We start from the raw sequence: 13831 nt of genomic DNA, 5'->3' as shown, positions 1-13831 counted from the left end.
CGGCCGGGGTGTTCGCCTTGCCGACGCTCAGGCCTCGGCCGCGTCGGCCAGACGCCGCGCAATGGCCGACTGCGCCGCGTCGCGCAGCCGCACCGCCGCGGCGAACGGCTCCTCGCCCGCGGCCGCCTCGATCGGCGCGTCGATGTGCAGGGTGAGCGCGGCGCGGCGCGGCCACCAGCGGCCGTCGGGCAGCAGCGCGCGTGTGCCGGTCAGGGTCAGGGGCAGCACCGCCGCCCCGGCCTGCACCGCGGCGACGAAGGCGCCCAGATGGAAGGGCAGCATCTCGACGTCGGCGCGGAAGCTGCCCTCCGGGAACACCAGCAGCGAGCGTTCGCCGCGTGCCGCCTCGGCCAGGCGCCGGGCATCGGCCGTGCTGCGCATCGCGTCGAAGCGTTCCACGAACGCCGCACCCAGGCGGCGCAGGAAGCGCCCGGCCACGAACTGCGTGGCCAGTTCGCGCTTGGCCACGAAGACGCAGGGGCGCGGCAAGGCGGCCACCAGCGCCACGCCGTCGAGGTAGCTGCCGTGGTTGCACACCAGCACGCAGGGGCGATCGGCGGGCCAGTGCTCCAGCCCCTGCAGCGCGACCGGCGTGCCGGCCAGGCGCAGCAGCGCGCGCGCAGCACGGCGGCACCACGCCCACGCGGCCGCGGGGCTGGGCATGAACTGGGTCAGCAGCCACACCGGCGGGGCGAACAGCCAGAACAGCAGTGAGGCACGCAGGCCGAACAGCGCGTCCATCCCCGTCTGCGCGGCCGCCTTCGACCACGGCACCACGGCCCCCAGCGCCAGGCGCAGCCACTGCCATGCGGCACCGGGCGTCGCAGCGCCGACCCGCCCCTGCTCGACCAGCTCGCGGCAGGCCGAGCGCCGCACCTTGCCGCTGGAGGTCTTGAGCACGGTGTGCGGCGGCGCCAGCACGATCTCGTCGGCCGGTTCGCCGATCGTGTCGAGCACCGCGTGGGCCACCGCCTCGCGCAGCCCGGCGGCACCGCGCCCGCGGCGCGGGTCCTGCTCGGCCAGCACGACGAGGCGTTCGGTGCCGCTGCCTGCATCGGCACGGCCGAACACCGCGACGCCGCCCTTGCGGATGCCCTCGACCGCGCCGACCGCGTCCTCGATCTCCTGCGGGTACAGGTTGCGCCCGGCGCGGATCACGATGTCCTTGACGCGACCGGTGACGTAGATATCGCCGTCGGCCGCGTAGGCGCGGTCGCCGCTGTCGAGCCAGCCCCGGTCGAACAGGCGCGCAGTCTGCTCCGGGTTGCGCCAGTAGCCCTGCGTGGCCGAAGGGCCGCGGAACTCGAGCTGGCCCTCGACGCGCTCGGGCAGCTCCCGCCCTTCGGCATCGACGATGCGCACCTCGTGCCCGGGCAGGGGCCGGCCGCTGGCGACGAAGCGCAACGCAGTGGCGTCGTCGGCCGCGGCGGGACGCGCCTGCTGTTCGCGCACGAAGGCGTCGCGCACGATGCGGTCGATGCGCGGCCCGCGGCCCGGCGGCGGGAACAGCAGCCCGACCGACGCCTCGGCCAGTCCGTAGACGGGCGCCACCGCCTCGGGCCTCAGCCCGCAGGCTGCCATGCGCTGCTGGAAGCGCAGCACGGTGTCGGGGCTGACCGCCTCGGCGCCGTTGAAGGCGAGCCGCCAGCTCGACAGGTCGAGCGTGGCCAGCGTGGCGGCATCGATGCGCGCCAGGCACAGCTCGTAGGCGAAGTTCGGCCCGGCCGAGAGCGTGCCGCGCCAGCGCGAGATCGCCTCCAGCCAGCGCTGCGGCCGTGCCAGGAAGGCCAGCGGCGACATCACCACCAGCGGCATGCCGACGTAGAGGCTGCCGAGCCAGGCGCCGATCAGCCCCATGTCGTGGTACAGCGGCAGCCAGCTGACGAACACGTCCTCGGGCCGCGCGGCGATCGTCGCGGCCATGGCGCGGATGTTGGCCAGCAGGTTGGCGTGGGTCAGCGCCACGCCCTTGGGGGCGCCGGTGCTGCCCGAGGTGTACTGGATGAACGCGACGTCGTCGCCGCGCACGGGCACCGCCCGCGGCATGCCGCCGCCGGCGGCGAGCTGCTGCGGCGTCAGCACCGCGCGCAGGGTGCCCACACGCGCCTGCAGCAGCCGCGCGACGCGCATGACCTCGGGCCCGCTGACGAGGAACACCGCCTGCGCATTGGCCAGGATGCCGGTGTGGCGCCGCACATGCTCCTCGAGCTGCGACGCACGCGCCGGGGGGTAGATCGGCACCGGGATGCCGCCGGCGCGCAGGATCCCGAAGTAGGTGAAGAAGTACTCGGGCGCGGTCGGCAGCATGATCGCCACCGTCTCGCGCGGACGCAGCCCGGCGCGCTGCAGCCCCGCGGCCAGCGCGGCCGAGGCGTCGGCCAGCCGGCGATGGTCGATGTGCGTCTCGCCCCCGTCGGCCAGGCAGACGATGTGGGTGCGATCGGGCTGCGCGCGCAGGTGGGCGTCGAGCACCTGCAGCAGGGTCTGCGCCGCCTGCGCCGGGTTGCCGGACGGCGCGGCGGGCGCCGGCGGCGGCGCCTCGAGGCCGGCACGCACCGCCGGCGGCGCGCCGGCCGCCGCCAGCGGGCGACCGCGCTGCACCGAGCGCCAGAGATCGGCCACGGTTTCCGCGCTCTGCAGCGTGTCCTCCGGCAAGGCCACGCCGGCGGCGCGCTCGACCCGCAGCAGCAACTCGACCCGGCCCAGGCTGTCCAGGCCCAGGTCGCGGTCCAGGGTGGTGGCCGGCGTCACGCCGGCCTGCAGCGGCAGGCCGCGCTGCAGCTCGCGCGCGGTGGCGGCGACGAGCTCGCACAGGTCGGCCTCGCCGAAGCCGGCCTCGCCCGGCGGAGCGCACGCGGGGGCATCCATGACGGGCCGATCATGGCGCCGTCGGCGCGCCCGGGGCGGGTCGCGGCGGCGCCGGCGTTGATCGGCGTCACGCCATGCGCGTGCCCGGGCCGGCCGCTGCGGCGTTCAGGCGGCGGGCTCCATCACCATCAGGCCCGAGGCGGTGTTCGAGATCGGGATGTGGTAGTTCTGGTGCACCCCGGCGACACGCTCGCCGAGCGCGGCGCGCGCCGCCAGCCACATCAGCAGCTCCACGCCCTGCGTGCCGGCCTTCTCCACCAGCTGGCCGGTGTCGAACTGCGTGGCCCAGCGCGGGTCGTGCAGCAGGCTCTCCATGAAGGCGAGGTCGAAGTCCTTGTTGATGAAGCCGGCGCGCTCGCCGTCGAGCTGGTGCGAAAGCCCGCCGGTGCCCAGCACCAGCACGCGCGCGTCGCTCTTCCAGGCGCGCACCGCCTCGCCCACCGCCTCGCCGAGCGCGTAGCAGCGCTTCGCCGAGGGCAGCGGGAACTGCACGGTGTTGATGCACACCGGCACCACCTTCACCGGCCAGGCCTGGCTCGGGTAGAGCAGCGCCATCGGCAGCGTGAAGGCGTGGTCGACCGTCATCTCCTGGCAGCTCGTGACGTCGAACTCGGCCTGCACGAGCGCTTCGATCAGGTGCCAGGAGAGGTCCTGCTCGCCGCGGAAGGCCGGCACCTGCGGGATGCCCCAGCCCTCGTCGGCGTTGCGGTACTCGGGCGCGGCGCCAACCGCGAAGGTCGGCATCTTGTCGAGGAAGAAGTTCAGCCCGTGGTCGTTGTAGAACACGACCGCGACATCCGGCCTGGCCCGCTCGAGCCAGCGGTGCACGGGCGGCCAGCCGGCGAAGAACGGCTTCCAGTAGGGATCGTCCTGCAGGTTCTTCGCGATCGCGCGGCCGATGGCCGGGACATGCGAGGTGGTGACGGCGCCGACGAGGTGGGCCATGGTGTTCGTCTCCCTGTTGTTCAGTGCTGCGCGTAGGCGGCCAGCTTGGCCTTGAACGCGTCCTTGCTCATGCCGGTCTGCTGCGCGCCGATGTCCTGCACGTCCAGCCCGTAGATGCCGGCGAACTTGGCGAGGTAGTAGACGTTGCCTCCGGCAGCGATCAGCTGCAGCACGTTCTTCGCGCGCACCGCGGCGCGCTGCTCGTCGGTCAGGCCGTAGCGCGTGCAGTAGCCCTCCGGGTCGGCCAGGAAGGCGGCGCGGTTGGCCGCGTCGTTGAACGAGAAGCACATCTTGTTCAGCGCGTAGCCCTTGCGGGCCTGGGCGCCGTCGAACAGCGTGGTGCCGGGAATGTCGAAGCTCATGCGCGTCTCCCGCCGGGGTTGTTGATGGCGGTCAGTGTCGGCAAACCCATGCATGAGATAAAGCCGGGGTCGTTCATTCCACCCATGAGCCGATTCGATCATCTCGACCTCGACGGCCACGCGCTGGAACTGCTGCTCGCGGTGCACGAGGAAGGGTCGGTCACACGCGCGGCGCAGCGCCTGGGCGTGACGCAGTCGGCCGTCAGCCACGGGCTTGACAAGCTGCGCGCGATCGCCGGCGATGCCCTGTTCGTGCGTTCGGGCCGCGGCATCGTCGCCACCGTGCAGGCCGAGGCGCTGGCCGCGCGCGCCCGCGTGCTGCTCGACGAGCTGCGCGCCTTCGGCCAGGCGGCCGGCTTCGACCCGGCACGCTGGCGCGGGACGCTCACCATCGCCGCCAACGACCTGCAGCGCGACCTGCTGCTGCCCGCGCTGCTGCGCCGCCTGCGTGCCGCCAGCGCCGGCGCGCGGCTGTGCGTCATCCCGTCCGGCGCGCCGCAGCCGGCACTGCTGCGCGAGCAGGGCTGCGACCTGGTGATCACGCCGCGCCCGCCAGAGGCCGCCGACCTGCTGCAGAAGCGGCTGTTCGAGGACCGCTACGTGGTCTGGTTCGACGCCGCGGCACGCAAGGCACCGGCCAGGCGCGCCGACTACCTCGCGGCCGAACATGTCACCGTGCGCCACGAAGACCGGCGCGGGCTCGACATCGACGCCTGGCTGGCCGAACAGCGCATCGAGCGCGAGATCGTCGCCACCGTGCCGGGCTTCGCCGGCATCGCGGCACTGCTGCGCGGCGGCCCCTGGCTGGCCACCCTGCCCTCGCTGCTCGGCCGCGGCGCGCTGCGCGGCCTGGCGGCCACCGAGCTGCCCTTCGCGACGCCGCCGATGCCGATGTACCTGGTGTGGCACCGACGCCGCCAGGACGACCCGCTGCACCGCTGGCTGCGCGCCGAACTCGAGGCGGTGGCCCGCGAGGCAATGGAGGGCGGGCCACCGCCGGGCTAGCCCGGGCTTGCATTTGTGGGTCGCGGGTGCAAGATCGCTGCGCGCCGAGGCCGGCCGGCGACAGCAGCCCGGCCAGGGCAGGAGGTCACCCGTGCTCGACCGCCCGTGGTTGTCCAGGTGCCTGCGGTCGCTGGCCGCGGGACTGTGCATTGCATGCGCGGCCCATGGTGCGCAGCCCACCCCGAAGCCCAAGGGCTCCGATTCCACCCTCCTCAAGCCCGGGGCCCTGGCACCGCCGCGTGTGGCGGCGCCGTGCGCGCCGGGGCGTTGCGCATTCGCGGGCCAGCGCGTGACCGTGCTGACGGTCGACGACCTGGCGATCAGTTCGCCGCTGCAGGAACTCAAGGCGGAATACGAGGCCGCCACCGGCGCGACGCTGGAGGTCGTACGGCGTCCCTTCGGTGAACTCTTCAGCACCCTGACGGCGGACCTGACCGCCGGCACGGGCCGCTACGACGCCTGCATCGCCGGTGCCTGGTGGCTGGGCGAACTGGTCGAAGGCGAGTACCTGCGGCCCTACGACGCGTACCGCAAGGATGCGCGCTTCCCGGCCCTGGCGCTCGACCAGGTGCTGCCGGCACCGCGCCGCCTGCTCGCCTACGGCAGGCACCTGTACATGGTGCCCAACGACCACGACGGCCAGGTGATGTACTACCGGCGCGACCTGCTGGCCGATCCGGCGCACCGCGCCGCGTTCCAGAAGGCCTACGGCTACGCGCTGGGCGTGCCGGCCACCTGGGAGCAGTTCCGCGACCTGGCCGAGTATTTCAACGGCAAGGACCTGAACGGCGACGGCCAGCCGGACCACGGCGTCGTGCTGCCGCTGCTGACCGGCGCGCAGGGCATGTTCCAGTTCATGTCGCTGTCCGCCTCGTTCGTGATCGGCCCGTCCAACCCGCACCTGTACTGGTTCGACCCGCGCACGATGAAACCGCTGATCGACAGCCCCGGCCATGTGCGCGCGCTGGCCGTGCTCACCGAGCTGGTGAAGTCCGGTCCGAAGGAGATGCTGCAGTGGGACCTCGGCAAGGGCTGGGACCACTTCCTCGGCGGCCGCGCGGCACTGGCGCTCACCTGGGGCGACCTGGGCGCCCTGGCCCAGCAGGAGGGCAGCCGGGTGCGCGGCCGGGTCGGCTCGTCGCAGCTGCCGGGCTCGCGCGAGTACTACAGCATCCGCGAGCAACGATGGGTTCGCGCGCAGCCGCTCAACCGCGTCGGCAACACCACCGGCGGCTCCTGGGCCGGCGTGATCTCGCGCTTCTCCAAGGCCCCGGAGGCCACCTACTACCTGCTCGCGCTGATGGCCTCGCAGCCGAAGTCGGAGATCTACGCCGCGCGCGGCTGGGACGGCATCGACCCGGGGCGGCGCTACCACTTCCTGCCCCCGCGCGGCACGGGCCGGATCGAGAACTACACGGCCGCGGGATGGGACAAGGCCGACATCGCCGACTTCCTGCAGGCCTATCACGACAACTACAGCAATCCGCTGCAGCTGCCCTACCTGCGCATCCCGGGTGCGTACAGCTACTGGCTGGCGCTGGACCTGCACCTGGTGGAGGCGGCGTCCGGGCAACTCAGCCCCGAAGCGGCGCTGAGGGCCGCGGCAGTCGACTTCGAGGACATCACGATCCGCCTCGGGCGCGAGCGGCAGCGGCGGTCGTACCGGGCGTCGCTCGGGTTCTAGGGTGCCGAGGAGCAGGCCGTGAACTGGCGCGAGCGCTTCCAGCGGCTGGGCGTCGGCGACAAGCTGACGCTCGGCTTCGGCGCGCTGGCCGGTGTCACCTTGCTGGTGGTCGCGCTGGCGCTGGCCGGCGGCCAGCGGCTGGCCCACGACATCGCGCTCGCCGAAGACCTGCGCCTGCCCGCGGTGCTGGCGTCCACGCAGGCGCAGGCGAGCCTGCTGAAGATGCAGCTGCACGTGCGCGGCTACCTGGTGCTGAGCGACCCGCAGGACGTGACGCACTACCACGCGGCACGCCGCAGCTTCGAGAGCAGCCTCGCCGCCCTGCAGGCCATGTCGGCCCGCTGGCCGGAAGGCGATGCGGCCCGTGCGGTGCAGGAGCTGACGAGCGACTACCAGCGCTGGGCACGCCTGCCGCAGCAGCTCTTCGACCTGCACGACGACCCGCTGAAGAACCGGCTCGCGTTGCGGCTCTCGCGCCTGGAGGTCCAGCCACGCCGCGTGCAGGTGCTGGACGCGCTCAGCCGCCTGATCGAGCGCCAGAAGGAGCGCACCGCGGCCGCGCCGCACCGCGAGCTGCTGTCGGACCTGCTGCACTTCCAGGCCTCGTTCGACGCCATGGTCACCAACCTGATCGCCTACGGCTCCTCGGGCGAGCTGAACTTCCAGCTGGCCTACGGGCCGCAGCTGTCCACCAACGCCGCGGCGTGGACCGCCGTGTCCGGCCGCCGCGCGCTGCTGGACGCCGAACAGCGTGCCCTGCTCGACGACATCGCCCGCCTGCGCAACGAGATCGCGCAGCTCGCGCTGCGGATCATCGGCGTGATCAACGGCGAGCGGGCCTTCGAGGACCTGTACCTCTACCGCACCCAGGTGGCGCCGCAGGCGGCGGCGATGCTGGACCACCTGGCCAGCCTGGCCGAGGTGCAGCAGGGCCGGCTCGGCGGCGCGCTCGACGGCGCCCTCGCCAGCATCACCCGGGCACGCTGGGCGGCCGCGGCGGGCGGGCTGCTGGCGCTGCTGGCGGCCGTGGCCCTGGCCTGGGGCGTGCGCCGCAGCATCGTCGCGCCGGTGCGCCGGCTCACGCGCGTGGCCGAGCGCGTGGCCGGCGGCGACCTGGCGGCGCGCGCCGAGCCGGTCTCGCAGGACGAGATCGGCGTGTTGGGCACCAGCATCGACACGATGACGCAGCGCCTCTCGGACACCATCGCGCGCCTCGAGGCGGCGATCGACGAGGCGCGCCGCGCGCGCGACGCCGCCGAGGTGGCCAACCGCGCCAAGAGCGACTTCCTGGCCAACATGAGCCACGAGATCCGCACCCCGATGAACGCGATCCTGGGCATGTCGCACCTCGCGCTGCAGAGCGGGCTGGACGCGCAGCAGGCCAACTACGTGCGCAAGGTGCACCGGGCGGCCGAGTCGCTGCTGGGCATCATCAACGACATCCTCGACTTCTCCAAGATCGAGGCCGGCCACCTCGACATGGAGCGGGTGCCCTTCGAACTCGGCGACGTGCTCGACGACCTGGCCACCCATGTCGGCATGAAGGCCGACGAGAAGAACATCGAGCTGGTCTTCGAGCTCGCGCCGGGCCTGCCGTCGGCCCTCGAGGGCGACCCGATGCGGCTCGGGCAGGTGCTGCTGAACCTGGGCAACAACGCCGTCAAGTTCACCGAGCGCGGGGAGATCGTCGTCAAGGTCGAGCAGCTCGAGCGCGATGCCGCGCAGGTGCTGCTGCGCTTCGAGGTGTGCGACAGCGGCATCGGCATCGACGCCGAGCAGCAGCGCCGGCTGTTCCAGCCCTTCTCGCAGGCCGACAGCTCGACCAGCCGCCGCTACGGCGGCACCGGACTGGGCCTGGCGATCAGCCGCCACCTGGTGCAGATGATGGGCGGGGACATCGGTGTCGACAGCCGCCCCGGCCACGGCAGCCGCTTCCACTTCACGGCCCGCTTCGGCCTGCGCACGCCGCCGCCCGCCGACGACGAGGCCGGCCGGGTCGCGCGCCTGCGCGGGCTGCGCGTGCTGATCGCCGACGACCACGAGATCGCGCGCGAACTGCTCGTGCAGATGACCCGCGGCTTCGACATGCAGCCGACGGCGGTGGGCGACGGCGCGGCCGGCCTGGAGGCGATCGCGCAGGCCGACGAGCGCGACCAGCCCTTCCAGCTGATGCTGCTGGACTGGAAGATGCCCGCGCTGGACGGCCTGGAGTGCATGGCCCGCCTGGCACAGATGACCCTGCGCCACCCGCCGCCCGTGGTGCTCATGCTGACCGCGTTCAGCCGCGACGAGGTGGTGCGCCGCCTGTCTGCCGGGCAGATTGCCGCGGCCGCGACGCTGAGCAAGCCGGTGACGCCGTCGACGCTGCTGGACACCTGCCTCGGCGTGCTGCACCTGCCGGGGCAGCACACGCGGCGCGCCGAGCGCCGCGACGAGGCGCTCGGCGCCCACCGCGCCAGCCTGGCCGGCGCGCGCATCCTGCTCGTCGAGGACAACCCGATCAACCAGGAGCTGGCGCGCGACCTGCTCAGCCGCGCCGGCGTGACGCTGAGCACGGCCGACAACGGCGAGCAGGCCCTGGCCGCCCTCGCGCGCGAGCCCTTCGACCTGGTGCTGATGGACTGCCAGATGCCGGTGATGGACGGCTACACCGCCACGCAGTTGCTGCGCCGGCAGCCGCAGTGGCGCGACCTGCCGGTGATCGCGATGACCGCCAACGCGATGGTCGGCGACCGCGAGAAGGTGCTCGCCGCGGGCATGAACGACCACATCGCCAAGCCGATCCGGGTGGACGAGCTGTTTGCCACGCTGGCGCGCTGGATCGCCCGGCCGCCCCGCGAGCGCAGCGCCGCCGCGGCCCCGGACGCGCCGGCGGCACGCGCGACGCTCGGCGGCGATGCGCGGCTCTACGACCGGATCGCGCGCATGTTCGTCGAGCGCGAGACGCGCTTCGCCGAGCGTTTCGCCGCCGCGCGCGCGGCGGCCGACACCGCGGGCATGCTGCGCCTGGCGCACGACCTCAAGAGCGTGGCTGCGACGCTCGGTGCCACCGCCCTGGCCGAGGCCGCGGCGGGCCTCGAGCAGGCCTGCGCGGAGCAGGCGCCGGCGCCGGCGCTCGACGCGCAGCTCGAGCGGGTCAGGGGCCAGCTCGCACCCGCGCTGGCCGGACTGCGCGAGGCGGCGGTGGCGGAGCGCGGTTGACGCCCTCGGAGCGCCAGGGCGGCGCACAATGGGGCTTGCCGGCGATGCCTCGGCCGGCACAGCGCAGGCGGCCGGCCTGTGGTCGCGGAAGGAGCAACGGCGTGCCGATGGAACGTTGCGTGGCGAGCGCCCGCGGGCGCGCCATCCGCTTGGCGCTCTGCGCCCTCGCGTCGTGCCTGCTGCTGCCTGACCCGGCCGCCGCCGACCCGGTGGAGGCGGCGCGCCAGGCCGTCGACAGCGCGTCGGGCCGCGTGCCGGCGTGGACCGGGCCGACCTCCGGGCCGGCGGCCGCACCCGGCAAGACCGTCGTGGTGCTGGCCGAGGACCTGCGCAACGGCGGCGTCCTCGGCGTCGCGCAGGGCATCCGCGAGGCGGCGCGCGCGATCGGCTGGAAGGTGCGCGTCGTCGATGCGGGCGGGACGGCCGCCGGTCGCCGCCGGGCCGTGAGCGACGCGCTGGCGGCGCGCCCGGACGGCCTCGTGATCTGCGGCTCGGACGCACACGAACTCGAACCCGTCCTGCGGGCGGCGGGCCCCCGGCTGCCGCCGGTGGTCGGCTGGCACGCGGGCCCCCACCCCGGGCCCATCGCCGGGACCTCCGTCGCAATGAACGTGAGCACCGATCCGATCGCGGTCGCGCGCACGACGGCGCTGGCGGCCGTCGCGCAGTCGGGCGGCCGGGCCGGGGTCGTCGTGTTCAACGATTCCCGCTTCGCCATCGCGACCGCCAAGGCGCAGGCCATGGCCGACGTCATCCGCCAGTGCGGCGGCTGCACGCTGCTCGAGCTGCGGGACGTGGCCATCTCGGACGCCGCGGCGCGCATGCCGGCGGTGACCCGGGAGCTGCTGGCCGCCCACGGTCCGCGCTGGACGCACGCGCTGGCGATCAACGACATCTACTTCGACTATGCGGTGCCGGTGCTGATCGAGGCGGCGCTGCCCAACGGCGCGATCAGCCTGCTGTCGGCAGGCGACGGCAGCGCGTCGGCGTTCATGCGCATCCGCGCCGGGACCTACCAGACCGGCACGGTCGCCGAACCGCTGAACATGCAGGGCTGGCAGGTGATCGACGAGCTGAACCGGCTCTTCGCCGGACAGCCGGTGAGCGGCTTCGTCGCGCCCGTGCGTCTCGTGTCCGGCCAGAACGTCGCCTCGGATGGCGGCTCCCGGTTCGTCTACGACCCGGAGAACGGCTACCGGGACGTGTACCTGCGGATCTGGAAGAAGCGCTGACCGGGGCGGGGCTTGCTTGCCATGCGGATCTTCTCGTCGCAGCACCGGGCCGCCTGGCTGAACCGGCTCCGGCCGCGCTCGCTCGGAGCGCAGTTCGCGGTCGCGCTGTCCGCCATGGCCGCCCTGATCGTCGCCGGCGGCGCCACGGCCTTCCTCGCCCTGTTCGCCACCGGCGACGCGGCGCGCCGGTTCTCGGAGGAGCAGCTCGCGCGCGCGCGCCACACCCAGTCCCTGCAGCAGCAGACGCTGCAGATCGAACGGCTGGCCGAACGCATGATCTCGGCCGACTCCCGGGAGCAGGCGCACCAGACCTACGCCCGGATCCTGGGCGAACTCGACGCGCTCGACGAACTGACCGCCCAGCTGGCGGTCAGCGAGGACATGTCGGTGCTCGATCTGCACCAGTCCAGCCAGCTGTTCCGGAGTTCGGCCCATGTGCTGGCCCGGCTGCGCGATGCCGCGGAAGGCCCGGGGCCCGCGAGTGCGTCGACGAGCGGCGCGCTGAGGAGCTACCGCGAGGAGATGCAGACCCATGCGCAGGCCCTGGCGCAGGCCGCGCGCGAGCAGTCGGACCGGCTCGCGCGCGCCCACCAGGCCGCCGTGCTGCGTGTCGTCGACGCCTCGCAGGCGAGCGCCTACTGGGTGGTCGCCTGGCTGGCCTTCAGCCTGCTGATGGCCTGGCTCATCGCGCGGGTCTTTCTCGGCCGGCGCATCATCGCGCGGCTGCAGCAGGTCAGCCGCAGCCTGCTGTCCGCGGACGCCCCCGGCGATGCCCCGCCGCAGGTGGACGTGCAGGGCGACGACGAGATCGGCGCCATGGCGCGCGCGGTGGAACGTTTCCTGTCCGACCGCCGCCAGCTGGCGACGACCCGCACGCTGCTCGAGGCCGAGCAGCAGCGCCTGAGCGCGATCATCGACAACACCGCGGACAGCATCGTCGTGCTGCAGGGCGGGCGGGTGCTGCAGCTGAACCGCGCCGCCGAACGCATGTTCGGCCTGCCCAACCCGCAGGCCGCCGGGCTGCCCGGCGACAGCTTGCTGGCCGACTTCGACTGGACACCCGGCGCCGTGCCCGGCACGGCGCGCGACGCCCTGGCACGCTGCCGCGACGGATCGACCATCCCGGTCGAGGTCTCGCTGAACCCGGTGAGCTCGGGTGCCGGCCACCTGCTGGTGCTCGTGATCCGCGACGCGACGCTGCGCCGGCAGGCCGAACGCCACCTCATCGCGGCGCGCGACGCCGCCGAGGCGGCCCGCGAGACGCAGGCCGTCTTCCTGGCGAACATCAGCCACGAACTGCGCACGCCGCTGAACGGCATCCTCGGCTTCGCGCAGATGCTGCGACGCGGCGAGTCGCTGAACGAACGGCAGGCCAGGGGGCTGAAGATCATCGAGGAATGCGGGCAGCACCTGCTGATGCTCATCGACGACATCCTCGACCTGGCCCGCATCGAGAAGGGCCGGCTCGAGCTGCACCCGGTCGACGTCGAGCTGCCGGGTTTCCTGCAGGCGGTGTGCGAGATCGTCCGCATCCGGGCGCAGGAGAAGCGCCTGGACTTCGTCTACGAGCCGGCCCCCGACCTGCCGGCGGTGGTCGTCGTCGACGACAAGCGGCTGCGCCAGGTGCTGCTCAACCTGTTGTCCAATGCCATCAAGTTCGGCGACGCCGGACGGGTGACCCTGCGTGCGTGGCCGGTCGCGCCCGCGGCAGGCCGCAGCGCCGGCGGCCTGCGCTTCGAGGTCGAGGACGAGGGCATCGGCATGAACGAGGCGCAGCTGGCCCGGCTGTTCCAGCCCTTCGCGCAGGTGGCCGAGCAGAAACGACGCGAAGGCGGCGCCGGGCTCGGGCTGTCCATCAGCCGGCAGCTGGTGCGCCTGATGGGCGGCGACATCCAGGCGCGCAGCCGCGAGGGCCGCGGCAGCGTCTTCTCATTCGAGATCGAGGCGCCGGCGCCGCCCGCAGCGGCGCGCGCACGGCCCGCCGGTGCGCCGGCCGGCGGCCCGACCAACGGCGTCGAGGTGCCGCATCTCGCCGCGCCCGGGCAGGGCCCCGAGGTCCGGCCCGACCCGCGCACCGTCGTGCGCGGCGCACACGTGCTGCTCGTCGAGGACAACGCCATCAACCGGGAACTGGTGGTCGAACTGCTGCAGGCCGCCGGCGTCGTCGTCAGCGTCGCCGGCGACGGCCGCGAGGCCCTCGAGATGCTCGAGCGGCAGCGCTTCGATGCGGTGCTGATGGACTGCCTGATGCCGGTGATGGACGGCTATGCCGCGACCCGGGCACTGCGCCAGCGCCCCGAGCTGCGCGACCTGCCGGTCATCGCGCTGACCGCCAACGCGATGGTGGGAGACCGCGACAAGGCGCTCGCGGCAGGCATGAGCGACCACATCGCCAAGCCGGTCAGGCTCGACACGCTGCTGGCTGCACTGGCGCGCTGGCTGCCCACGCCCATTACCCCGGGCGCGCCGCCGGATTCGAGTGCGAGCGCGGCAGCGTCGTCGAGGCCTGCGGGCGCACGGGCGTAGCGCACCCG

Annotated in this window: 8 protein-coding genes; 5 read left to right on the top strand and 3 right to left on the bottom strand. The window is 73.6% G+C overall.

What is annotated here, in order from left to right; all coding sequences use genetic code 11:
- Window positions 1–27: 27 nt before the first annotated feature.
- The 3 genes from D9C15_RS26330 to D9C15_RS26320 all read right to left on the bottom strand — a co-directional run bounded on the left by D9C15_RS26330 (window position 28) and on the right by D9C15_RS26320 (window position 4175).
- Window positions 28–2868: an AMP-binding protein gene (locus tag D9C15_RS26330; RefSeq protein ID WP_128001726.1), complete on the bottom strand. Its 2841-nt coding sequence runs from the start codon at window positions 2866–2868 to the stop codon at window positions 28–30.
- A gap of 105 nt (window positions 2869–2973) precedes the next feature.
- Window positions 2974–3813 (bottom strand): class III extradiol dioxygenase family protein, encoded by an 840-nt coding sequence (locus D9C15_RS26325; RefSeq protein WP_128001724.1) that lies wholly within the window; start codon window positions 3811–3813, stop codon window positions 2974–2976.
- A gap of 20 nt (window positions 3814–3833) precedes the next feature.
- Entirely contained in the window at window positions 3834–4175 is a 342-nt protein-coding gene (locus D9C15_RS26320) for a protocatechuate 4,5-dioxygenase subunit alpha (protein ID WP_128001723.1), read from the bottom strand.
- An 84-nt stretch (window positions 4176–4259) separates the two neighbouring features.
- On the opposite strand from D9C15_RS26320, the gene D9C15_RS26315 reads away from it, so the two are divergent.
- The 5 genes from D9C15_RS26315 to D9C15_RS26295 all read left to right on the top strand — a co-directional run bounded on the left by D9C15_RS26315 (window position 4260) and on the right by D9C15_RS26295 (window position 13823).
- Entirely contained in the window at window positions 4260–5180 is a 921-nt protein-coding gene (locus tag D9C15_RS26315) for a LysR family transcriptional regulator (RefSeq protein ID WP_128001721.1), read from the top strand.
- A 289-nt stretch (window positions 5181–5469) separates the two neighbouring features.
- Window positions 5470–6864 carry an ABC transporter substrate-binding protein gene (locus D9C15_RS26310; RefSeq protein WP_205854909.1) on the top strand — a complete coding sequence of 465 codons (1395 nt, stop codon included), beginning with the start codon at window positions 5470–5472 and terminating at the stop codon, window positions 6862–6864.
- An 18-nt stretch (window positions 6865–6882) separates the two neighbouring features.
- On the top strand, window positions 6883–10065 hold the full coding sequence (locus D9C15_RS26305; protein WP_128001719.1) for a response regulator: 3183 nt from the start codon (window positions 6883–6885) through the stop codon (window positions 10063–10065).
- A gap of 107 nt (window positions 10066–10172) precedes the next feature.
- Complete coding sequence (locus tag D9C15_RS26300) at window positions 10173–11297, top strand: substrate-binding domain-containing protein (protein WP_128001798.1); 1125 nt, start codon at window positions 10173–10175, stop codon at window positions 11295–11297.
- 21 nt (window positions 11298–11318) lie between these two features.
- Window positions 11319–13823, top strand: coding sequence for an ATP-binding protein (locus D9C15_RS26295; protein WP_128001717.1), 2505 nt, complete (start codon window positions 11319–11321; stop codon window positions 13821–13823).
- Window positions 13824–13831 lie beyond the last annotated feature (8 nt).

The sequence above is a fragment of the Piscinibacter defluvii genome (assembly GCF_004011805.1).
Lineage (GTDB): Bacteria > Pseudomonadota > Gammaproteobacteria > Burkholderiales > Burkholderiaceae_C > Piscinibacter > Piscinibacter defluvii.
Note: the sequence above shows the minus strand (reverse complement) of the source record. Positions and strands in the feature narration are given on the sequence as shown.